At 53.9% G+C, this 21,508-nt stretch carries 20 protein-coding genes, 1 tRNA gene and 1 pseudogene; 21 read left to right on the top strand and 1 reads right to left on the bottom strand.

The annotated features are described in order from the left end of the window. Nucleotides 1-24 precede the first annotated feature (24 nt). A tRNA-Ile gene (locus tag Mal52_RS05855) sits at nt 25-98 on the top strand. A gap of 287 nt (nt 99-385) precedes the next feature. Here Mal52_RS05855 and Mal52_RS05850 read toward each other — a convergent pair. Beyond that, a pseudogene (locus Mal52_RS05850) lies at nt 386-628 on the bottom strand (tyrosine-type recombinase/integrase); the annotation flags it as partial. A gap of 182 nt (nt 629-810) precedes the next feature. Between Mal52_RS05850 and Mal52_RS05845 the strand changes: the two are divergent. From Mal52_RS05845 to Mal52_RS05755, 20 genes are all read left to right on the top strand, one after another. Further along, the gene (locus tag Mal52_RS05845) at nt 811-1,209 is read left to right on the top strand and encodes a hypothetical protein (protein WP_145374776.1); all 399 of its coding nucleotides are present in this window, start codon (nt 811-813) and stop codon (nt 1,207-1,209) included. A 569-nt stretch (nt 1,210-1,778) separates the two neighbouring features. After that, nucleotides 1,779-2,981 (top strand): DinB family protein, encoded by a 1,203-nt coding sequence (locus tag Mal52_RS05840; protein WP_145374775.1) that lies wholly within the window; start codon nt 1,779-1,781, stop codon nt 2,979-2,981. A gap of 994 nt (nt 2,982-3,975) precedes the next feature. After that, nucleotides 3,976-5,223 (top strand): NHL repeat-containing protein, encoded by a 1,248-nt coding sequence (locus Mal52_RS05835; RefSeq protein ID WP_145374774.1) that lies wholly within the window; start codon nt 3,976-3,978, stop codon nt 5,221-5,223. 54 nt (nt 5,224-5,277) lie between these two features. Continuing rightward, nucleotides 5,278-6,162, top strand: coding sequence for a PhnD/SsuA/transferrin family substrate-binding protein (locus tag Mal52_RS05830; RefSeq protein WP_145374773.1), 885 nt, complete (start codon nt 5,278-5,280; stop codon nt 6,160-6,162). A gap of 98 nt (nt 6,163-6,260) precedes the next feature. Further along, the gene (locus tag Mal52_RS05825; RefSeq protein WP_231962684.1) at nt 6,261-7,334 is read left to right on the top strand and encodes an outer membrane protein assembly factor BamB family protein; all 1,074 of its coding nucleotides are present in this window, start codon (nt 6,261-6,263) and stop codon (nt 7,332-7,334) included. 433 nt (nt 7,335-7,767) lie between these two features. Then, nucleotides 7,768-8,097, top strand: a complete 330-nt coding sequence (locus Mal52_RS05820; protein ID WP_145374771.1) for an ArsR/SmtB family transcription factor — start codon at nt 7,768-7,770, stop codon at nt 8,095-8,097. 84 nt (nt 8,098-8,181) lie between these two features. After that, nucleotides 8,182-8,334, top strand: a complete 153-nt coding sequence (locus Mal52_RS29595; RefSeq protein WP_197533733.1) for a rhodanese-like domain-containing protein — start codon at nt 8,182-8,184, stop codon at nt 8,332-8,334. 48 nt (nt 8,335-8,382) lie between these two features. After that, nucleotides 8,383-8,628: a hypothetical protein gene (locus Mal52_RS05815; protein ID WP_145374770.1), complete on the top strand. Its 246-nt coding sequence runs from the start codon at nt 8,383-8,385 to the stop codon at nt 8,626-8,628. Between the two features lie 4 nt (nt 8,629-8,632). After that, complete coding sequence (locus Mal52_RS05810; protein WP_145374769.1) at nt 8,633-10,078, top strand: MBL fold metallo-hydrolase; 1,446 nt, start codon at nt 8,633-8,635, stop codon at nt 10,076-10,078. Nucleotides 10,079-10,120: 42 nt separating this feature from the next. After that, complete coding sequence (locus tag Mal52_RS05805) at nt 10,121-10,789, top strand: peroxiredoxin (RefSeq protein WP_145374768.1); 669 nt, start codon at nt 10,121-10,123, stop codon at nt 10,787-10,789. Between the two features lie 215 nt (nt 10,790-11,004). Continuing rightward, nucleotides 11,005-11,775: a helical membrane plugin domain-containing protein gene (locus Mal52_RS05800; RefSeq protein ID WP_145374767.1), complete on the top strand. Its 771-nt coding sequence runs from the start codon at nt 11,005-11,007 to the stop codon at nt 11,773-11,775. A gap of 9 nt (nt 11,776-11,784) precedes the next feature. Continuing rightward, nucleotides 11,785-12,972, top strand: coding sequence for an NAD(P)/FAD-dependent oxidoreductase (locus Mal52_RS05795; protein ID WP_145374766.1), 1,188 nt, complete (start codon nt 11,785-11,787; stop codon nt 12,970-12,972). Beyond that, nucleotides 12,972-15,206 (top strand): cytochrome c peroxidase, encoded by a 2,235-nt coding sequence (locus Mal52_RS05790; RefSeq protein WP_145374765.1) that lies wholly within the window; start codon nt 12,972-12,974, stop codon nt 15,204-15,206. The genes Mal52_RS05795 and Mal52_RS05790 overlap by 1 nt, the downstream gene beginning before the upstream one ends. A 46-nt stretch (nt 15,207-15,252) precedes the next feature. Beyond that, nucleotides 15,253-15,744, top strand: a complete 492-nt coding sequence (locus tag Mal52_RS05785) for a bacterioferritin (RefSeq protein ID WP_145374764.1) — start codon at nt 15,253-15,255, stop codon at nt 15,742-15,744. Continuing rightward, nucleotides 15,741-16,508, top strand: coding sequence for a c-type cytochrome (locus Mal52_RS05780; RefSeq protein ID WP_145374763.1), 768 nt, complete (start codon nt 15,741-15,743; stop codon nt 16,506-16,508). The genes Mal52_RS05785 and Mal52_RS05780 overlap by 4 nt, the downstream gene beginning before the upstream one ends. Before the next feature lie 222 nt (nt 16,509-16,730). Further along, complete coding sequence (locus tag Mal52_RS05775) at nt 16,731-17,321, top strand: DsrE family protein (protein ID WP_145374762.1); 591 nt, start codon at nt 16,731-16,733, stop codon at nt 17,319-17,321. A gap of 12 nt (nt 17,322-17,333) precedes the next feature. Beyond that, on the top strand, nt 17,334-18,164 hold the full coding sequence (locus tag Mal52_RS05770; protein ID WP_145374761.1) for an acetolactate decarboxylase: 831 nt from the start codon (nt 17,334-17,336) through the stop codon (nt 18,162-18,164). A 17-nt stretch (nt 18,165-18,181) separates the two neighbouring features. After that, nucleotides 18,182-18,670 carry a YeeE/YedE family protein gene (locus Mal52_RS05765; protein ID WP_145374760.1) on the top strand — a complete coding sequence of 163 codons (489 nt, stop codon included), beginning with the start codon at nt 18,182-18,184 and terminating at the stop codon, nt 18,668-18,670. Between the two features lie 16 nt (nt 18,671-18,686). Beyond that, nucleotides 18,687-19,148: a DUF6691 family protein gene (locus Mal52_RS05760; RefSeq protein ID WP_145374759.1), complete on the top strand. Its 462-nt coding sequence runs from the start codon at nt 18,687-18,689 to the stop codon at nt 19,146-19,148. Between the two features lie 1,095 nt (nt 19,149-20,243). Continuing rightward, nucleotides 20,244-21,434 carry a vitamin K epoxide reductase family protein gene (locus Mal52_RS05755; RefSeq protein ID WP_197534683.1) on the top strand — a complete coding sequence of 397 codons (1,191 nt, stop codon included), beginning with the start codon at nt 20,244-20,246 and terminating at the stop codon, nt 21,432-21,434. Nucleotides 21,435-21,508 lie beyond the last annotated feature (74 nt).

Below are 21,508 nucleotides of genomic sequence, written 5' to 3'. Positions count from 1 at the left end.
CCTCCCCGCATCTATCCCCTCCCCGGGGCCGTAGCTCAATCGGTTAGAGCAGCAAACTCATAATTTGTTGGTTGCAGGTTCGAGTCCTGCCGGCCCTATTTTTGTCTGGTGTTGATTTGCGTTGCACAGCGTCGCCTAAGTCCACACCATTGTTGGGTTTGGGCGATTTCTTGTTTGCTGGTGTTGTGTTCGGTTCGTCGCACTGTATCGCACCGTGTTGCCGCGTTTCGCGTCGCGATTGCTGCGCCTGGCGCTGCGCGTTTTCTGGAGAGTTTGGTGTCGCATCATTAGTCCCGGTCGCTTTGAGCGTCTGTGGAGGGCCATTGCAGACGCCGCGCAATCTAGCGACGGCGTCTGCTTCTTGGCCCGGGAATAAATGTCCGTAGGTGTCCATCGTCAGGGTGATGGTCGAATGCCGCATCACGGTCTGGACAACCTTGGGGTGCACGCCCGCCAACGACAACCAGGCGCCGCACGTGTGGCGTAGTGCGTGAAAGTCCAAAACTTCATCTTCGTGATTCTTGGCAGCCAAAAAGTCACTCTGTACGCGACGGATATACTCTTTGGGCTGACGTTTCGCGTCCTTGATCCAAGCCCCGCGAGCCTGTTCCAAATCAGCCCGCAGCATACGCGCCAGATCGGTATTGTGTGGCATTTCGAACACCCCTGCCTTCGGCAATTTAGTAGCAATGTGAGCCCGCAGAGTGACTGCCAACTACAGTTTGCGCGGGGAAATTGCCGGGGCCTCGGCGGCTCGCTTGGGACTCAACCGCAAAGCATTTGTGCATTCCGTCATGATTCTGTGCTCCAATGAGTCACTCGCCGCGAAGTGCGGCTCGCACACTTATGGGCCCAGCGTTCGACATTTTGTATCGAACGATCGAACAGTTACTTTTATTCGTCAGCTTTTTCGGCTTCCTCATTGGGCACAGACAGTTCGGGGAAACGGTCAGTGCTGACAATTATCTTTGGCAAGAATTCACTGTCAAGCAGTTTGAGCGACGCTTCCAGATTCGTTTCGTTTGCGCAAATCACCCTGTCACCAATCGGCTCCTTGTTGAGATTACCGCCCTCAGCCTATTTGTGATGTTTGGTCAACGCGGCAATAATCTTAGCCAGGGCTTCGCCTTTATCGGTGCTTTTTTGTGCTTCGGGGTAGCAGGTTTCCCCATTCGTCATCGCTTCAATCTCCACAACAGATTGGGGTGAGAGTTCCGGCGGAGTGGTTCAGACTCCGTCCGGGCCATTTTGCTGGGTATCCCGAACAGGGAATAAACAGTCCGGAAACAACCCGCCAACAACAGCCGCCGGCGCGCACCTCCGGTGGTTCGTGGTTGGCGGGCCTCAATCCAGCATCTCGAACCTTTAACCTCGATGCAGAGCATCACTTTATGGGACACTGACGTGACAGCCACGGGAATCGAACGACTGGAACAGGCATTACCCAAATTGGTAGTCGAAGCGAAATATCCCGATTCAAATTAGTACGCGACAAAACTTGTTGCGAGCTCAAAATGAAGGAGATTGACGGCCCCCCCCGCCAAGGTAGCGGGACCGTCGAGGGATTGAGTTGTTAAAGAATGTACCGGTTGGGCAGCGATATGCCGGTGTTGGGGATTTCGGTGGTCAGATTGCTAGATCGCGTGCCCAAACGCCGCTCAACAATTCTGGATAGGTTTGGTCTCCCGGAAATGCTGGAGATGATTCCGCGGTCGATTCCCGGCGTCGACTTGGTATGATCCTAGCTGAGCTAAATCACCTGTCAGAGGAAAAATAAAATGCATCGCCATCCCATTGTTATTGCCTGCTTGATTCTTATTGCCAGTTGGCTACTCATTGACGCCGCTACGGTGAAGGCTGGCGATGGGGACCCGTTGGCAATCCGCACATGGCCTAGTGGCATGGTTTCGCTGGAAAGTCTTTGGGGTTTCCACGTCGTCATCAATCCCGATGGCGACGCTCTCAAACAGCTGCCTCGCGCACCCGATCAAACCGTTTCCACATCTGAAACAATCGATCACTTCCTCACGCGAAAGCCAAATGCCACCAAGGCGACTTGGATTCCCGCCGCTGAGTTTACCGAAAAGGACCCCCATGCAATTCACATCAAGACTTTGCCGTCGAAGAGTGTCAGTGCGAATCCCTTGCTGCTGGAAGTCGACGGGACGCGTCTCGTCTTCATGCCTGACGGATGTTTGGCTTCGCCTGCGGACGTTCCTATAAACGACATAAAATCTGCGGATCTACTTGTGCTTTCGACCGATAATCCATGGCGACTGACCGACCCCCGCGTGATCGCACTCATGAAATCGATTGCTCCGCGGTTGGTATTGCTTAATCAATTCGGCGCTAGCCAACTGGAAATTGCCGAAGCGTTCGGCAAATCCATCGGTGCGAAGGAGGCGGTAACCCTGGTCGACCATAACACACTTGCTGTCTCCCAATCACGCAAACCGAAATACCAGACACAGGTCGTCGTACTTGACGATTCGCCTTGGCAGATGCCTGATGAACTGGCGACGTTATTTACCAAGATGGAAAAATCCAACATGGACTCACAAAAGGTGTTTGCCAAACTGTCGCCGCAGCAATTGAATTTTCGGCCAGGGAATGGCACGCACACTCCGCGATGGAACACCGAACATATGATGGGCCGGCAACTGTTGTTTTTCTCACAGATTTATCATGCCCAAAATCCGGCGATCCCGGTGATGGACCTCAATCCGAAACAGATGCCTCCCGACTATGTGGCGGCGCACCCGGATTGGGATGGTCGCGAGGAAGCCCGGCAAACACAACGGGTCAGCGAATTCACACGGCGTTTCGCCTATTTACTCGAGGGCCTGAACCTAGACGAAAAGGCCCCAGGAAGTCGTTGGACGCCCCGCCGATTGTTGAAACAAATGGAAGACCATTACAAAGAACACACCGCCAACACGGTGAAGAAGTTCGATCTACCGGATTGGCCGAAAAACGAATAACGACCTCGGCCTTACTACGGTCCTGAGGCACACTAAGTGCTTTCCGCAATCGTGTAACGGAGGCTTCAATGCATCAAAAATTGATCGTTGCTGCCGTATGGCCTATAGAACGCGCTGGTCCGGATCAATTGCTGGCTTTGGGCGAAAGACTGAGCGACTGGCGGTCCGAGCGAAGTGACGTCGACGACATTTGATAAATGTTCGTCTGAGGGAAAGGCAACCCCGGACTTCTTTTCTCTCGCGGGGACCACCAGTCAAGTTACCTGAGTTTGAGAAAATGAACCTATCGGAGGAGAATTGGCACTCTATCGCAGAATTGATGGCTTGTTACGCCAATCAGCCGCACCGGGTTTTCAGGGTCTGGAATAGCGATTTATTGGCGAGAGGTCGATGTGACTGGTGCACGACCCGGTAATCGGTTGCCCGTTGCGAACCGAATCATCGCCCAATAATTAGTTGACCCAATAATTCAAATGACGGTTCGTCCTTGGTCATCAACATCAGTCTCGGCGCGTTCGAACGCATTCGCCTCAAGCTGTCTATCTGATAACACTGATTGGCGAACCCCGGTTTAGAGACTTGCGGCGGTTGATCTTACCGACATAGATTTCCGTACACTACATGCTCGCCCGCCAGAGAGGCTTGCATGTTGTGGATCGCTGCTTCTACGGCATAGTTAACATTCAGCTCTGCCGATCACCGCGTTGACTCTGTCGTTTCGATGAAATGCGGGCGGCGCGCAAATGCAATTAGCAGGAAATAATTTTCTACTTCTTTCAATATACTTAGAAACGGCGCAAATAGCGCATCATATTCATTGGATTTCAAGAGTCTCGGTATTCTCCCTATGATGGCCTAGTTTCCCAGCGAGCCGACATCAATAACCCTTTGGGGAGTAAATATTCAAATATTCCTGTTGGATTCGCGAAGACAAAACGTCATACTCCCTGAGCAGCTCCACTTCTCTACACCATTTCATCAAAGGAGAGACACGATGAAAGCGCTTGGTTTGATCGTCATGTTGTCACTGCTCTCGCCGCTATCCCTCAAGGCTGAACTTAGCCTGCCAGAACGTGAAGCGGACATCTCAGAAAAATCTACGCATGAGCAGGTCAAGCTCATCAAAGTGACCGAGGACAAGGCAGGCTTTAAGCTGAACACATTCTGTCTGACCGGTGACGGCGATATTCTTGCCGGGTGCAATACCGGCTCGGATAAGGAGGGGAACGGCACCGGCGTAATCCGCACATTTGATGCTGAGGGCAATCACTTGCGCGACTGGAAGGTGCCGGTTGATCCAGAAGCGATCAATGTCGCTCCGGATGGCACCGTGCTTGTTGCTGGCGACGGACGTTTGTTTCGTTATTCAACCACCGGCAAATTAATACAGGAAGCGGCTGCGCCGCATTACAAAGACTTGAAGTCCAACGCCGATGTCGTTCGTAAAGAGGTGATAGAACAACTCAATTCGCGAGGTGTGAACTACGATTCAGCGATCGAGAATTACGAGACACGCGTGGCAGATCTAAAAAAGAAGAAAGAGCCAACCGAGATCGATAAACGTCGGCTGAAAGCCTTTGGACGCATGTTGAAAACATTAAAAGAAGCCCGAGATCAGATCTCCGAGCAACCCAAACTGTCCGAGGAGGAGATCGACCAGCAAGTGGTCAGGATGATTAAGTACAAAACAGGGGTTTCGTCTATTAGTTCGGACGGTAACAATATCTTCGTCGCGACACGTGCCCTCAAAGGTCATGGCTATGCGATCTGGCGGACCGATCTGAAATTCAAAAATGCCGAGCAGATCGTGACCGGGTTGTCCGGCTGTTGTGGGCAGATGGATGTACAGGCGGACAAAAATGGGATCTACGTCGCTGAAAATTCCCGCCACCGAGTGGTGTGCTACGATACGGACGGAAAAGAACAGCTCCATTGGGGCAAAGGTGACCGTAAAGGAGTGGAAGGTTTCAGCAGTTGCTGCAACCCAATGAATCTCTGCTTCGGCAAAAACGGTGATGTCTATACGGCGGAATCAAGCAGCGGCCGCATCAAACGGTTTGATTCCAAAGGGAAATTGATCGACTACGTCGGCGATGTGAAACTCGTCCCCGGCTGTAAGAAAGTCTCCATTGCTGTATCGCAGGATACTGATCGTATCTATATGCTCGACATCACGCGGAACCACATTATCGTGATGCAAACTAAACCAACAGATGTAGAAGGAAAAACGGCGACCCGCTAATCGGCCAGTTCACTATTTCGAGATTTCGACGAAAAATGAATCGAGGATGCTCCGATGAAAAGAATTTCGTTACTCGTATTCTGTCTGATGATTGCAGTGCTCGGGTTGGCTGACAATGTCGTCTTAGCCAGTGATGATGGGCTGACGGTCATCGTGATGGACCCACTGGCGAAACCGCTGTCCTGTCCCTGCGTGGAAGGATATGCGCAACGGGACTACAACGTCCTGGCTAAATTTCTGGAAAAGGAACTCGGTGAGCGCGTGAATCTTGTGTTTGCCGATGCGCTGGGCACGGCCCTCAAGGGGGATGCCAAAGGCCAAGCAGATGTGATTATCGGTAAGGACTCGGTCATCCGTTTTGATGCCGCTGAACACAAATTCACAGTGACAGCGGTTGCAAGGTTGACTGACAAAGACGGTTTGACGACGCAAAATGGACTGGTTGTCGTTGCAAGCAGCGACCCGGCCAAGAAAGTCGCCGACCTGTCCGGTTATCGCATTCTCTTCGGCCCGAAAGAATGCGACGAAAAACACGCGGCAGCGATGACGTTGCTGAAAAAAGCGAAGGTCGCTATTCCCCCCAAGCTGGAGATCGATCAATCCTGCAGTGATGGGGCAGCGAAAGTCGTCGAGTTGGCTGCCAATAAGAAGACCCGCATCGCAGCCGTCATCTCAAGTTATGCCGCTCCGCTGCTGGAAGGATGTGGCACGATCAAGAAAGGAGATCTGCAAGTGGTCGGCAAGACCAAACCTGTCCCGTTTGTCACAGCATTTACGACGAACACGGTCGATGCGCCCCGGCGGGAACGCATTCAAAAAGCACTGCTCGCAGTTGGCGATCACCGCCAAATCTGCGAGGCGATCGAGACATTGATCGGCTTTGTACCGATTGAACCCGCTGAAGAGAAGACGTCAACGGCTTCGGCAAAAAAAAAGTAGCCGCCGAATCGAAGACGCCTGACTGGAATGGTTGGCGGGGGCCACATCGGGATGGCCGTTATCCTCAATTGCCCCAGCAACTCGCCGCTCAACCGACTGTGTCTTGGGAAATCAAGCTTGCTCAACCCGCTCTCGGGGGGATCGCCGCAACGGAATCATTCGTGATCTTCGGAAGTCGTAGTCTCGATGACCGAAAAGACCTCTTCCAATGTTACGATACCCTCGCCGGGTTGAAGCTCTGGGAACTTGAATACGCAGCAGAAGGAGAACTCGACTACGGAATCTCACCGCGGACAACGCCGCTAATTTATGGAGACCTGGTGTTCCTGTTCGGTGCCTTGGGCGATCTGCATTCCGTGGATCTTCTCAGCGGCGAAGTGCAGTGGAAAACCAACGTCCGCAAAGCATTCGTCGCGACGGCGGAAATGCCGTGGGGCTATTGCGGGTCCCCTTTGCTGGTTGACGGCAAACTCATCATCAATCCCGGTGCGGCGAACGCGTCGCTCGTCGCCTTGAATCCAAAGACCGGGCAGGTGCTGTGGAAATCACCGGGTAAAGCCTGCGGTTATGGTTCGTTGATCGCCGGCCGATTCGGTGGAAAACTGCAGATCGTCGGACACGATACCGATTCGCTCGGCGGTTGGGACCCGAAAACCGGCAAGCGACTTTGGACTTTGACGCCGCCACACGAGAACGATTTCAACGTTCCCACGCCGATCAACGTGGACGGACAACTACTGGTGAGTACCGAGAACAACGGAACACGCCTGTATCGATTCAAGGACAACGGCGAGATCGACCCGAAGCCGGTTGCGGAGAATGCACAACTGAATCCCGACACCAGCTCACCGGTCGTTGTCGGTGATCGATTGTTCTGCGTGCATTATGTTTTGTGGTGTCTCAACGCGAATGGCAAGCTGGAGAGAATCTGGAGGCTTCGTGACGCGGCCTTGTCGAAACACGGCGTGATCATCGCTTCCAGCGACCGTCTGCTGGTCATTGGCGACGGAGAGTTGCTGCTGCTTGACCCTCTCGCCGACAAACCGCGAATTATCTCGCGGGTGAAGCTATTCGAGGATAAGGTCCCCCCGTATTCCCACCCGGCATTGGTGGGCACAAAACTTTTTATTCGCAGCGAAAACCAATTGAAATGCCTCGACCTGAGCAACTAAGTACGTGAGCGAATCGGAATCAATCTTGTTCAGACGCCGACGATTTACATATACACACACAAATAAAAAGTTCCACGTCCGACAAGCCTCGTCCAAACGAGGAGAATCACACCCATGCGCCATTGCCGGTTAGGAATTGAGGGCCGGACTAGGGCGGTATGAACAAGCTCCAGGGGCCATCTTGGGCGCGTGGGGCACATCCCCAGAGTGGACAAATAGTCGCACGCTAGTTGCCCGTAAGAGTCATTTTGACAGCGCGGCAAATATGGCCGGGGTGACAAACCTCACGGTTGCGGATCGCTTTCGGTATCGTGATTCTCAGTATCCAGATTGGTCGTCCGTCCCCGCATTTTCCAGGGGACGACCGAATTTCCTAAAAAAGACTCATTGACATGTCGTTAGATTACGATATAGTGATCAAAGGAGGTTTGAAGTGACCACAAAAAAGAAGTCCCATTCTAAAACCAAACCGCTCGGTGATCCGGCGGCGTTTGCTGAGGCGGCGGAGTGTCTGAAGACGCTGGCGCATCCGGTGCGGCTCAGGATGGTGCAGCTGTTGCTGCATGGACGGTACACGGTTGGTGAATTGGCCGAAGACTGTGGGGTGCCGAACAACGTGGCTTCGGAACACCTGCGATTGATGCAGCGGTGTGGGTTTTTCACCAGCGAGCGGGAAGGTCGACGGGTTTATTATCAGGTGGCCGAACTGCATCTGCAGAACATTATGGACTGTATTGAGGGGCGGTTTTTGTCGGATGTGTAACGCAAAGCAGCGTCAATTCTCTCCCTTTTTTTGCCCACACACATCGCAAGGTTACGAGGTTACGAATATTCGAGGTAAATAGAAATGAGTCAACTACAAACGATTTCAGTCGGACAGCTTGCGGAGCGCGACGGGCAGGGAAACGTCGACATCATCGACGTTCGCACGTCGCTTGAGTTTCGCGAAGTGCGTGCGGTTGTAGCCCGTAACATTCCTTTGGACTCGCTCGCTCCGTGAAGTGAATGCGAACTGAAACAAAAAAAGCCAAGTCAGGTTTGAATAAAAATGATCGTCGTGCTGATCGGCGTGGTGGGCAACTTGATCGGCAAGTCGGTCAACGCACGCATGAATCAGCAATTGTTCAAGAGAGTCTTTGCAGTGTTCCTGATTCTGCTGGGTGGATTCGTGATCGTGAATGAAGGCAGCAAGCTGGCTCTACCTTCGTCCGGTCAAGCCTCCGCATCGTCCACCACGGAAGTTCAACCACTCACGAGCGAAGCATCGCTCGAAACCCAACTGAAAAGGAGATAGTCCCATGTTGCTCAAGTACTTCTACGACAAAGCTCTCGCTCATGCTTCCTACATGGTCGGATGCCAGAAGGCGAAGGTTGCCGTGGTCGTCGACCCCGGTCGGGACATCGAGCAGTACCTCGAAATGGCCGATCGCGAGGATGTGAAACTGATCGCGATCGCGGAGACTCACATCCACGCCGATTACGTGTCGGGAGCCCGTGAACTGGCGGATCGCATCGGGGCGAAGCTCTACGTGTCGGACGAAGGACCGGCGGAGTGGAAGTATCATTTCGCCGACCAGCACGAGCATCAACTGCTGAAGGATGGTGACTCGTTCATGATCGGAAACATCAGGTTCGATGTGCTACACACTCCGGGGCACACGCCGGAAAGCATCTCGTTCCTGCTGACTGACCAAGGCGGACATGCCGATAAGCCGATGGGCATTTTCACCGGCGACTTTGTGTTCGTCGGTTCGATCGGACGTCCTGACTTGCTCGAAGAAGCAGCGGGGCTGGCGAACACGGCCGAACCGGGCGCTCGTGACCTGTTCCACTCCGCAGAGAAATTCAAACAGCTTCCAGACTTCCTGCAAGTCTGGCCTGCACACGGTGCGGGCAGTGCCTGTGGCAAGGGACTCGGTGCCGTTCCGTCTTCGACAGTCGGCTACGAAAAACTGTTCAACCCGGCTTTGCAGTTCACCGACGAAGAAGAGTTCGTGCAGTATATCCTGTCCGACCAGCCGGAAGCACCGAAGTACTTCGCGGTGATGAAGCGAGTCAACAAAGAAGGCCCGCGGATTCTTGGTGCGGGACATCATCACTCAGTGCTCGATGTCGCTGGTTTAGAGAATGCTGTCAAATCCGGAACGGTCGTCGACCTGACTCCATCGTCTGAATTCGCCAAAGGCCACGTGCCTGGCACGATCAACATTCCACTGGAGATGCTCGCGACATGGGCGGGTTGGCTGGTTGACTATGACCGGCCGACCTACTTGATCTGCCATCCAGATCAGCTGGAGGAAGCGGCACGGGTACTGCACAAGATCGGCGTGGAGCAGATCGAGGGTGCTTTTCACCCGAGCGAAGTCCGGTCAAGCGGTTTGGCTACCGAGGAGTATTCAATCCGCACACCAAAAGAATTGGCTCCACGCATCGAGTCAGGCGACGTGAAACTGATTGACGTGCGTTCGGAGGAGGAATGGAAGTCTGGCCACATCGCCAGAGCCGACCATCGGTTCCTCGGTCGTCTCCCCGACAATCTATCTGACATTGAGAGCGGCAAGCCAATCGTGACGCAGTGTCAGACTGGGGAGCGTTCCGCGATCGCAGCCAGCATTCTGCAAGCCAATGGGCTGGAAGTCATCAACATGACCGGCGGATTCGGAGCATGGGCTGGCGCGGGTTTGCCCGTAGGACATGCAGCTCCGGCATGCGATGAAATGTCACGGACCGCAACGTGCCCGTGACTCTTACACATCAAACAATCACAACTCTGAAAGTAAGATGTCATGACAAATGAAAACCACGTACCAATGCCGCGATTGAACGAGCCAGCGCCGGATTTCGACACGATGACGACCCACGGGCCGAAGAAACTTGCCGACTACAAGGGGCGGTGGCTGATTCTGTTCTCGCACCCGTCTGATTTCACGCCGGTCTGTACAACGGAGTTCATCGCATTTGCGAAGGCTCACAGTGACTTTCAGGCTTTGGATTGCGACCTGTTGGGGCTTTCAATTGACAGCGTCTTTTCGCACCTCGCTTGGGTGGCGAATATCAAAGAAAAGTTTGGCGTGGACATTCCGTTTCCGATCATCGATGACCTCTCGATGAACGTGGCCCATGCGTACGGCATGATCCAACCGGGAGCCAGCGATACGTCAGCCGTGCGGACAACGTTTTTTATCGACCCCGACGCTGTGCTTCGGGCGATGGTCTTCTACCCGATGAGCAATGGGAGAAGCGTTCAAGAGTTTTTGAGATTGCTCAAGGCTATGCAGACAAGCGATCAGCACAAGGTCGCCACGCCGGAAAGCTGGATGCCTGGAGGAAAAGTCATTGTCCCCCCGCCCAAGACATCTGAAACAGCTCGCGAACGAATGGCGGACGCTTCGTATGAATGCGCTGATTGGTACTTCTGTATGAAGACATTGAATGATGGTTTGGATTCGCAATGAAAGAATTGCTACTGCCACTTGCTGTCTAGGTTGCGTTGTTCGTGCTGAACGCGTGGGTATTGCCTCGCTTCGGCGTCAAGACGTGACTGTCCGGTTCCTGCAAAGTCCGGTCGGACCAGCCAACCACAGAACAATCCACAACGTCTCAATCAGGGGACGCGGATGCAGATCACTCCAACGACGTTCGCCCTCGTAAAACAAAGAGGAATTAAGACATGGAAATCAATACCGCACACATGCCAATTCGCGAACAACTGGATGATGCAGAGACAGCGGAATCACTCGCCCGGCTGGTTGGCCGCGCAAAAGACATTGAGCATCTTGTCGAACGAGCGGTGCAAGCTAACAACGCGGCGGATGGTCTGCTTGCAACAGTAGCCGATGTCATCGACGAACAGTGCGAGAAAATCAATCAGTCTGGTACGTCCGTCGAGGAGCGGCTCGGTTCATTGGTCAGTCTCTTTCTGATAGTCACAGAACCTGAAGCCGTGTCGGCGCTCAGCAGACTGGTCGATCGGCTTCCGCAACTAGAAGAAGCAAGCCGCTTGCTGGACGAAGTTCCCAATCTCTTAGCGATTGCAACCGATGTCGTCGACGAATACGCAGCCAATTTCAAGTCACATGGAGTCGAGCTCGAAAAAAGTATCTCACAGGGGCTGCACGCTTTGCTGTGGCTTGGTTGCCGCGTTAGCGAAGACGAACTCGAGCGGCTCGGCTTTCTGCTGCGGTCCGACGTTCTCGATCCTCACGCACTGCAAGTCATCGGGCAAGCGGCGACATCGCTAGCCAACTGCCAACGAGAGACCTGCGAACAACGAACGCCCGAACGAATCGGCATGCTCGGTCTCTTGAAAGCCCTCAGGGATCCCAACCTCCAGCGGACACTTGGCTTCGGCGTTCGGTTTGCCAAATGCTTCGGCGACTTGAACGGCCAAACGTCAAACGAATCGGCTTCGAGCCAACAACAAACCAACAATCTTCAATAAGGAATCGCCATGAGCGTTCATCATCACATCGTCATTGTTGGCGGCGGAACAGCCGGCATCACCGTGGCTGCCCGCCTGCTGAATGAAAACGAAAAACTCGATGTGGCAATCATCGAGCCATCTGAGAAACACTACTACCAGCCGTTGTGGACCCTTGTTGGCGGTGGCATGTGTAAACCGGAGGAATCGGAGCGTTGCGAAGCCGATCTGATTCCTTATGGGGCTGAGTGGATCAAGGATTTCGTGGCGACATTTGATCCCGAAAACAACTCCCTGACAACTCGCAGCGGCCAGACAATCACATACGATCACCTCGTGGTCGCTCCCGGTATTCAGATCAACTGGGATGCGATTGAAGGACTGAAGGACGCCGTGGGTAAAGAGGGGGTCTGCAGTAACTATTCTTTCGCCACCGTCGGGTCGACGTGGGAGAACATCCGCAACTTCAGAGGCGGGACAGCGATCTTCACGCAGCCTGCAGGGGCCGTGAAGTGCGGAGGAGCCCCCCAGAAGATTTGTCATCTGGCCGAAGACTATTTCCGTCGTGAAGGGATTCGCGACAAATGCGAAGTCGTCTTCGCGTCGGCCAGCCCTCGCATCTTCGCCGTGGATAAATACGCAAAGACGCTGGAACGTGTCATTCAGCGAAAAGGCACGATCACCAAGTTCCGGCACAACCTAAAGGCGATTCGTCCTGATTCCAAACAAGCCGTCTTCGAGCAACTGGACACCGGCGAAGAAGTCATCCTAAAGTACGACATGCTGCATGTCACTCCGCCGATGGGTGCTCCCGATTTTGTCGCTCAGAGCCCGTTGGCGAACGATGACGGTTGGGTCGATGTCGACAAACACACTCTGCAGCACTGTCGTTTTTACAATGTATGGAGCCTCGGCGACGCGTCAAGCCTGCCCACCTCAAAGACAGCTGCGGCGATTCGCAAACAGGCTCCTGTGCTTGTGGAGAACCTGCTGGCCGAAAAGAACGGTCAATCTTTGAAGGCTAGCTACGACGGCTACACGTCATGTCCTGTCGTCACCGGTTACGACAGTCTCGTCCTGGCGGAATTCAACTACGACAAGGAACCTGCAGAGACATTCCCATTTGATCAGTCGAAAGAACGCTTCAGCATGCTGATGCTGAAGAAGTACGGACTACCAAACTTGTATTGGCACGGCATGTTGAAAGGGCGAACATAATGAAAATTACACACAAAACTTCCGTCGCCTACCGCTTTCAGGCGACCATGAAGCCTCTGGTCCAGTGGTCCACGATCTTACTGTTCGTTGGTCTGATCGGCTGCCAGCGTTCTCAGCCGCCGCAGACAGCGACGAGCGAAAAGCAGCCAGATGCGGAACAAGTTGATGACACCGCCAAACAGAAAGCGATTGCCGCCAAAGACGCGTTGTTTACGCGACTGTCAGGTCGTTTGACCGAGGTCATGAGCGCCGACGGACCGGCAGCAGCAATTAGCGTTTGCAGCCGCGAAGCTCCCGCGATCGCAACCGAAGTGGGTGAAGAACAAGGAGTCGCCATCGGTCGGACTTCATTCAAACTTCGCAACGTGAAGAATACACCGCCAGATTGGGCTCGCTCGTTCGTCGAAGAACGCGTGGAAGATCCACAGTTCGTCGCATTGCCGCATGGAGGCACCGGCGCATTGCTGCCGATTCGACTCAAACAAAAATGTCTGGTGTGTCACGGGCCGACAGAAGGCATCGCACCTGACGTCCGATCGAAACTAACGGAACTTTATCCTGACGATCAGGCGACCGGTTTCAACGAGGGAGACCTGCGCGGCTGGTTCTGGGTCGAAGTCCCTTCGGCAGTGGGCGACAACCAAGCGGAACAGGGAGACGGCAAGGAAGCAGCGGCAGCTTCAGACAGTGATTCATCCGCAGTCGGACATGGCCCGGGTCACGGCCGAGGGCGAGGCTTCGGCAGAGGCAGGGGACGCGGTCCCGGAATGATGGGCGGGAATCGCGAGGACATGACGACGCTGCACGCGATGTTCGATGACCGCGACAAGATCAATAGAACCGTAAAAATGCTGCCCACAGGCGCAGAAGCGGTCACGGAGTCGGACGATGAGAAGATCGCTGCGTTGATTCAGAAACACGTTCCGGCAATGGAGAGCCGCGTGCATGAAAATGATCCGCTCCCGCCGATGACGTTCCATCCGATCTTTGTCGAACTCATCAAGCGCGCCGACGACTACACGCTGACGTATGAAGAAACTGACAAGGGACTGAGGGTGGCTTATGAAGCCAACGATCCCTTCGTCATCATGTTGGTGCAGGAACACGCGAAACTGGTCAGTCGCTTCATCAAGAACGGCATGGAGGAAATCCACAAGCCGTACACGCTGCCGACGGTAAAACAGGAGCAATCCGAAGGCGAAGGCGTCTCAGCAGAAGCAACGGAACCAGCATCACTTGGCATTACACCGCCGCTTCCTTCGCAGGCCAGAGCACCAACCGACAACCCGACAACCCCGGCGAAGGTCGAATTGGGCAAGAAACTGTTCTTCGATCCACGCCTTTCGCTGACTGGCACGGTGTCGTGCAATAGTTGCCATAACATAATGGAAGGCGGCGACGATGGCCGGCCTTCGTCAATGGGCATTCACGGACGCCTCGGGCCTCGCAATGCTCCAACCGTCTGGAATTCCGTCTTCCAAGCCTCACAGTTCTGGGATGGACGCTCGCCGAGTCTGGAAGATCAGGCGAAAGGGCCAGTCGTTGCCTCGCCTGAAATGGGCATGCCAAATCATGGAAAGGCAATTGAACGAATCGCAGCCATTCCGGGTTATCAAGCAGAATTCGTTCGTGTGTTCGGCGACGACAAGCAAGTCACCATCGACAACGCTGTGAAGGCGATCGCCGCGTTTGAGCGAACACTAGTTACACCGAACAGCCCATACGACCGCTACGTCAAAGGCGACAAGAAGGCACTGAGCGACCAACAAATTCGAGGGATGAAGCTGTTCGACAACATTGGTTGCACGGAGTGCCATTCCGGTCCGGCATTCAATGGCTGGGAAGTTGGAGACACGGAGCCATCGTTTGAAGAGTTTCCGCGATTCGCAACGAGCGAATTCGTCAAACAGTTTCGCCTCGATAGCGACCTTGGACGATACGAAGCAACGAAACTGGAAGCCGACAAGCACAACTTCAAGGTGCCCACGCTACGGAACATCACGATCACCGCACCCTATTTCCACAATGGTGCCGTTGAGTCACTCGCGGATGCAGTGCGTGTCATGGCCGAGACCGAACTCGATACCGAATTGTCCGACAAAGACACTGCCGACATCGTCGAGTTCCTCAATTCACTGGAAGGCGAGTTCCCTGAAATCAAGATGCCACGGCTACCGTCGCGTTCAGGGAGATCAGTGCTTGAAAATCAGGAACCCGCCGTAACGAATCACTGACGCAGACGAAAAACGACACGTTCCACTAACCCAAGGAGAAATGACAATGGCTAAAAAACAATCAATCAAGAACCTGCAAACTGCCCTGTCAATGGAGTTAACCGCCGCCCACCAGTACCAACTTCATGCCGGAGTGCTGGATGATTGGGGCATGACCTTGCTGGCTACACAGATGCGCGAGGAGATGCAGGAAGAGTTGGGCCACTCCCAAGAGTTCATGTCGCGGATCATGTTTCTTAAAGGTGATCCCGAAATGAAGATGGCGAAACCTCCGGTGCGAGCTTCATCGCTCAAGGAGATGTTCGAGTCTGACCTTGTCGACGAAAAGGAAGCGATCACATTCTACACGAAGTCGTCCTTGCAAGCTGTCGAAGAGGGCGACCTCGGTTCACGGGCAATCTTCGAGCGAATTGCTTTGGATGAAGAGCAACACATGAGCTGGCTGGAGTTGCAGCTCGATCTGCTTGAACGCATGGGCGAGTCAGCCTACATCTCGAAACACATTCCGTCCCCCGGCTCATCGGAGCAACTTGCATGAACACAGCAACCGTAGCAGGCAGCCTTTTAGTGGTTCTGATTTGCCAGAGCAAAGTGCAGGCTCAAGACACGTACCCGCCCGGCGAACTCGGCAAAACCGTGCGTTTGGGGGAATCCCTTGTCAGGGAAACCAATACTCATCCGTTGACAAAGCCATATGTCGGCAACGATTTGCAATGTACATCGTGTCATCTCGATGCAGGTCGTGATCCCAAAGCGGCATCATTCATCGGTGTGGCTTCGGTCTATCCGGCATACTCCCCTCGTGAATCCGCTGTCATCACACTCGAAGACCGCATTTTGAACTGTTTCATTCGGAGTCAGAATGGAAAGCGTCCTCCCAACGGAAGCCAGGCTTCCGTCGCGATCGCAGCGTACATCACATGGCTGTCGAAAGACGTACCGATTCAGATGAACCCAAAGGCGCCGCTCGGTCCCAACAGTTTGCAACCATTGAAGAAACAAACTGTTCAACCAGACCTTGCGCGTGGCAAGTCGCTGTATGCCGACCGCTGTTCCGCATGTCACAACGATGACGGGAGTGGAAGTGACGACGGTCCGCCCGTCTGGGGCCACAAATCGTTTAATGACGGGGCTGGACTTTCGAAGGTACCGAAGATGGCGTCGTGGTTGAAGGTCGCGATGCCCCCGGGAGAAACCGATCTTACGATTCGGGAGGCGTTTGACATTGCCGCTTTTGTCAACTCACACGATCGCCCCAAATTTCAACAGCCGATCAAAGCGGAGCAGCAAATCAGTGAGTGAATGTCACGTTGTGAGCCATTACTATGAAGCTGATGTCTCTATGTTCGATAGATCAAGGCGACGAAGAAGCACCTGGAGTCGTCGCGATGAGCGAAACGGAAGTCGATATTCGCCGCCGCTTTGCTGACTCCTACGACGATCACTTCTTCGCCACGAAAACAAAACCAGGCCAATGATTTCAACTGCGAAGAGATTACTTACCACACACAAGGCAAAACAGAAATGAAGTATCAAGCAACAGTCCTCGCTCTCATCGTAATCGCTGGAGTAATGGGTTTGGGGGTGGCGTCGGGTCAAACTTCGCCACCGACTGACAAGTCAACTCGTCCAGCCGAACCGCAGTACATTAATCCAGCAATCAAAGACTATGGCAAGGTCGTGCAACTGCCCGGCGCGGCTCACCAACCTCGCGACGGAAGCCAGATCGTCGTGGACATCACCAAAGGCAGTGATCCCGACAAGCTGAACTCGGCCATCGAAAAGGTGTGCCGCTTCGTCAACATCTACGCCGGAGCCGGAAAGGACTCCGCGAAAGTCGACATCGCCGTCGTTCTGCACGGCGACGCGACTCTGACTGTTTTGAGGAACGATGCATACTCCACTCGCTTCAGCAGCAAAGCGAATCCGAATCTCGAATGTCTGTCGGAACTAAAGAAGGCAGGTGTGAAAGTTTATGTTTGCGGTCAATCGCTCACCGGTAAAGGTGCGAAGCCTTCGGAAGTCGCCGAGCAGGCCGACGTAGCCGTTTCGGCGCTCACTGCTCTGGTCAACCTTCAGGCCGACGGATACGCCTACCTGCCGATGTTGAAATAGGAATTGAATCCCATGAACAAGACACTTACGTTGACGACGATGGCAGCGCTGGCAACGCTGATTTTCTGCACTTTCAGTTGTCAGAGCCAGAATCCGGGCACGCAGGAATCGGACGGTTCAGAACAAACTTCCACCGAGCAGTCGGAGCCGGAATCGAAATTGATCCAGTACGGCCGAATGCGTGAAGTCATTGGCATGCAAAAGCATCATGGCCGCATTGCACTTGCCGAAGCGACATCGCAGCCGCATCTATACGCCGTCGGGGCGTTGGAAGGACTGACAGGCGAAGTAACCGTTCTGGACGGTGCAGTCGTTGCAACGACCGTAGACGAAGCACATCAGCTACAGCCGGTTGATGTGAATCCAGAGATACAAGCAACCCTGCTTGTAGGGAATCACATTTCTGCATGGACGGATCACACGGTATCGAAAGCAGTGCCTTCTGAAGAATTTGACGCATACATCGAGCAGCTTGCCAGTGAGCAGGGGATAGACACATCGAAGCCGTTCGTGTTTACGGCAAGCGGCGACTTTATCGATGTTCGACTGCATGTGATTCAAGGCGCCTGTCCAGTGCATGCGAAGTTGCATGGAGTGGAGTTGAGTGAGAACGAAAAGCCCTTTGAGGGCTCGTTTCCTCGACTCACTGGAACACTGGTAGGCGTTTTCGCCAAGAATGCCGCAGGCGAACTGACACACCCAGACACGTCAACACACACGCATGTCGTTTTCAACGAGCCAAATTCTGACGCACGGGTGACGGCTCACGTTGAACAGACAGGTCTCGATGAGGGCGCCGTCATTCGGCTTCCCGTCCGACCGAGTCCTGATGACCAAGAGTGAAGAATGGAGAACATCGAATGAACTGGATTACGGAACCGTGGCCGTGGTGGATATCGGGAATCTTGATTGGATTGACCGTTCCGCTGCTATACATCCTTGCGGGAAAGGCGTTTGGCATTTCGACCAGCTTGCAACAAGCTGGGGCGATGTGTGCGCCGAACAGCAAGCTGGAATATCTCAGCACATTCGATCGCAAAGCCAACCTGTGGACGATCGTATTTGCGGTGGGGATCGCGGTTGGCGCATTCATCGCGACGCGATTCCTGTCGAGCGAACCGGCTCCACTACTACCGGAATCTTTCGACAGTGCCAGTGGCGGAATCAAGCTGCTCGTTGGTGGCTTCCTGATTGGATTCGGTACTCGGTACGCCGGAGGATGCACTTCTGGGCATTCGATAACGGGCATCTCGAACCTGAATTGGCCTAGTCTCGTCGCAACGATTTTCTTCTTCGTCGGCGGCCTTGCCGTGACATGGGGTCTCGGCCAACTGATCTTTCCAGCGTAATAGCGGAGACACACTCATGAGCGAAGAAGCAAAAGCTGCGGACCAAAACTCATCCGGCATGTCGCCGCTGAACTATCTGTTTGTGCTGCTGATCGGAGCCTACCTCGGCATCCTGTTCATCAAGTCCGAAGTGGCACGCTGGGAACGTGTTCACGACATGTTCCTGTTTCGCGAAGCCCACATGTATCTCATCATCAGTGTCGCGATTGTTGTTGCGATGATTTCAATGCTCATCATCAAGCGGTTTAAGGTCAAATCAATCGACGGGAAACCAATTACCTACAAACCGAAGCCATATCATACAGGCGTCATCATTGGCGGTATGCTCTTCGGAGCCGGTTGGGCCATCACCGGAGCCTGTCCCGGACCAATCTACGCTCAGATCGGGTCTGGCGAGTGGATGGCACTGTTCACTCTGGCCGGAGCCCTACTCGGCATGTTTAGCTACGCCGCGTTGAAACCGAAGCTACCACATTGAACGCAATGTCCTGTTGAGGGAACTCCAGTTGACGATTGTCGGCCACGATCGGCTGACGAAAACCAAACCTACGGCGTTCAGATCGGCCGCGTTTTGCAATTGTGGCAGCGATAGAAACAGTCGCGCGAAGCCTGTGCCTCAGACAAATATCGCTTTGTGCGAAAGGAGGGCGTGGCCTGAGCGATCGATCGACCACCGCGAACTCCCCTCGGTCCGGCAGACCGGAGGCACATAGCGAACTCACGACGTGACGGCGGTTAAATCGTCCGAATGATGGAGGCTGAGGGGGCACACGCTGTCGGTGAAAAACACCATTCGCAGTTTGCGGCTGCGAAATGCGAATTCAAACCGACGACACCTGACGGCTTGCTAGGGATTGAGTGCGCAACCAACGACGAACTGACTGGTGAAGGCTTCGTTCAAAGGGGAAGCAAGCCGCTTCGGTTTGAAGCCAGCGAGAGATTCTCTTAGATTTCCAGACTGATTGAATTAAGACAAACTGACGTGACTTACCGCCTCGCCCGTCCTGTGAACTTTGACCTCCAACACTATCGGGATCGCAACATCATCGAGCGTTTGACTGGTTGATTAAAAGAATGCCGCCGCGTGCTGACGCGTTTCGATAAGACGGCGACAAACTACAGCGGCTTCATCAAAATAGCCTTCGTTCAACGCTACTTCAGAATCATGGGCTTTGATGTTTTCCGACAGAGCTTAGTGCGCTAGGTTGGTCGCCGGGGATTGTCGTTAGGCCTTCCTTTGCAGGTCGATCTTCGTCCATCATTGTCTTGGCGGTGCGCCATTCAACGTTCATCCCTCAATTACGGCTGGTGGTGTATCACTAGTATCAGCTTTCGGGGGCGGTTTGAACGTAAATATTGAGTTGTCCGCTTTCACGGCGTACTGTATGTATTATCCTCACTTTCCCAATGGATGCAGTTGTATTTGCCAATGACTGAAGCTATACCAGAGTGAAGAGCCGTTGGGCTGCTGATGAGGGACCGGATTTTCACCATTGAGAACGCGCACGCAATGTCTGGTGAATTGGAGACTGTATTGGCAAATACTCCAGAGCGGCGGCCACAGGCGAGCCGTATGTTGTTCGCAATTCGTGCCTTTGCCTTCATTTCAGTCTTGATATCGGCGTATCTCACATTCGTCTCGATTTCACAGCACGGTCTGCCTCTGGGGTGCGGAAGTGATTCGGGTTGCAGCGAGGTGTTGCGCAGTCGCTGGTCATTTCTGTTCGGCCTTCCGATGGGTGCCTATGCGTTGGCAGTATATCTTGCCGTAATTGGGGCAACGATATTCGTTAGCCCCGATCGCAGCGCCGGCGTTCAGTCGATAGGCCTCACTCTGTTGTTGGCGTTCACTGCCTGTATTTTCCTCTCTGTCATGTGGTTCGTGAGTTTGCAACTGTTCGTGGTCAAGGCGATTTGCCAATGGTGTATGGCGGATCATTTAGCAGGACTGGCCACTGCCGTTGCGATTCTGTGTTTTTGGGGAAAGACTTCGCTGGCTACGTCGGCCTCCCCCGAAAAACGCCTCAAGTGGGGGCGGCCTGTCTTGATGGGCGCCGTAATGGCATTGATGTTGTTTTCGGCTCAGTTGTTTTTCTCCGAATCGGGGGTGAAATTTGGGCGGTTGCCGGGTGATCGAAACACCGATACCGGTCCCGGACCGGGGCGTGAACTTGCCGTTCTCAACGGAGAATTGCCTGTGGCTGTCGACGACGTCCCGATCCTGGGATCCGCTGATGCCGACGTGCCGATTGTGCTGCTGTACGATTATTGTTGCCCACACTGCCGGGCCACACACGGACATCTGATCGAACGGATGACCTCCTATTCGAGGCCCTATTGCATCGTGCTGTTGCCGATGCCGCTGGATGCCGATTGCAACGAATCGGTGGAAGAGACCGAAACGCGGTTCGAGGAGTCCTGCGAACTGGCCCGCATTGCCTTGGCGGTGTGGCGGGCGGACCGTTCGAAATTTCCCCAATTTGACGCGTGGCTGTACGAACCGGAAATGCCCCGCGCGGCCGCGGAGGCCCAAAAACATGCGGCGGACCTTATCGGAGCAAACAAGTTGCAGTCGGCGCTGAACGATCCCTGGATTGACGAGCGGATCTCCCAGGACGTCCGAGCATACAATGCCAGCGGCGTCGAGCAGATTCCGCTGGTACTTTCTCCAAAGATGGATGCCATTGTCGGCCGCGCCGAGAATGCCGACGATCTGTTTAAGGTGCTTGAGAGTGAATTGAATCTTTTCAGAGCAGAGAATTGACGCGGCCAAATTGCAGAAAAGACCGTTTTTTATCGAATTCCTTGACCGTTTCGGGTCGGCCATGCGTTAGAAAT

Origin of the sequence: Symmachiella dynata (assembly GCF_007747995.1) — a bacterium.
Lineage (GTDB): Bacteria > Planctomycetota > Planctomycetia > Planctomycetales > Planctomycetaceae > Symmachiella > Symmachiella dynata.
Note: the sequence above shows the minus strand (reverse complement) of the source record. Positions and strands in the feature narration are given on the sequence as shown.

Coding starts and splice junctions, on each gene's coding strand:
- Mal52_RS05845 (WP_145374776.1), top strand. CDS start 811: ATGAGTCACTCGCCGCGAAGTGCGGCTCGCACACTTATGGGCCCAGCG.
- Mal52_RS05840 (WP_145374775.1), top strand. CDS start 1,779: ATGCATCGCCATCCCATTGTTATTGCCTGCTTGATTCTTATTGCCAGT.
- Mal52_RS05835 (WP_145374774.1), top strand. CDS start 3,976: ATGAAAGCGCTTGGTTTGATCGTCATGTTGTCACTGCTCTCGCCGCTA.
- Mal52_RS05830 (WP_145374773.1), top strand. CDS start 5,278: ATGAAAAGAATTTCGTTACTCGTATTCTGTCTGATGATTGCAGTGCTC.
- Mal52_RS29595 (WP_197533733.1), top strand. CDS start 8,182: ATGAGTCAACTACAAACGATTTCAGTCGGACAGCTTGCGGAGCGCGAC.
- Mal52_RS05815 (WP_145374770.1), top strand. CDS start 8,383: ATGATCGTCGTGCTGATCGGCGTGGTGGGCAACTTGATCGGCAAGTCG.
- Mal52_RS05810 (WP_145374769.1), top strand. CDS start 8,633: ATGTTGCTCAAGTACTTCTACGACAAAGCTCTCGCTCATGCTTCCTAC.
- Mal52_RS05805 (WP_145374768.1), top strand. CDS start 10,121: ATGACAAATGAAAACCACGTACCAATGCCGCGATTGAACGAGCCAGCG.
- Mal52_RS05800 (WP_145374767.1), top strand. CDS start 11,005: ATGGAAATCAATACCGCACACATGCCAATTCGCGAACAACTGGATGAT.
- Mal52_RS05795 (WP_145374766.1), top strand. CDS start 11,785: ATGAGCGTTCATCATCACATCGTCATTGTTGGCGGCGGAACAGCCGGC.
- Mal52_RS05790 (WP_145374765.1), top strand. CDS start 12,972: ATGAAAATTACACACAAAACTTCCGTCGCCTACCGCTTTCAGGCGACC.
- Mal52_RS05785 (WP_145374764.1), top strand. CDS start 15,253: ATGGCTAAAAAACAATCAATCAAGAACCTGCAAACTGCCCTGTCAATG.
- Mal52_RS05780 (WP_145374763.1), top strand. CDS start 15,741: ATGAACACAGCAACCGTAGCAGGCAGCCTTTTAGTGGTTCTGATTTGC.
- Mal52_RS05775 (WP_145374762.1), top strand. CDS start 16,731: ATGAAGTATCAAGCAACAGTCCTCGCTCTCATCGTAATCGCTGGAGTA.
- Mal52_RS05770 (WP_145374761.1), top strand. CDS start 17,334: ATGAACAAGACACTTACGTTGACGACGATGGCAGCGCTGGCAACGCTG.
- Mal52_RS05765 (WP_145374760.1), top strand. CDS start 18,182: ATGAACTGGATTACGGAACCGTGGCCGTGGTGGATATCGGGAATCTTG.
- Mal52_RS05760 (WP_145374759.1), top strand. CDS start 18,687: ATGAGCGAAGAAGCAAAAGCTGCGGACCAAAACTCATCCGGCATGTCG.
- Mal52_RS05755 (WP_197534683.1), top strand. CDS start 20,244: ATGTTGTTCGCAATTCGTGCCTTTGCCTTCATTTCAGTCTTGATATCG.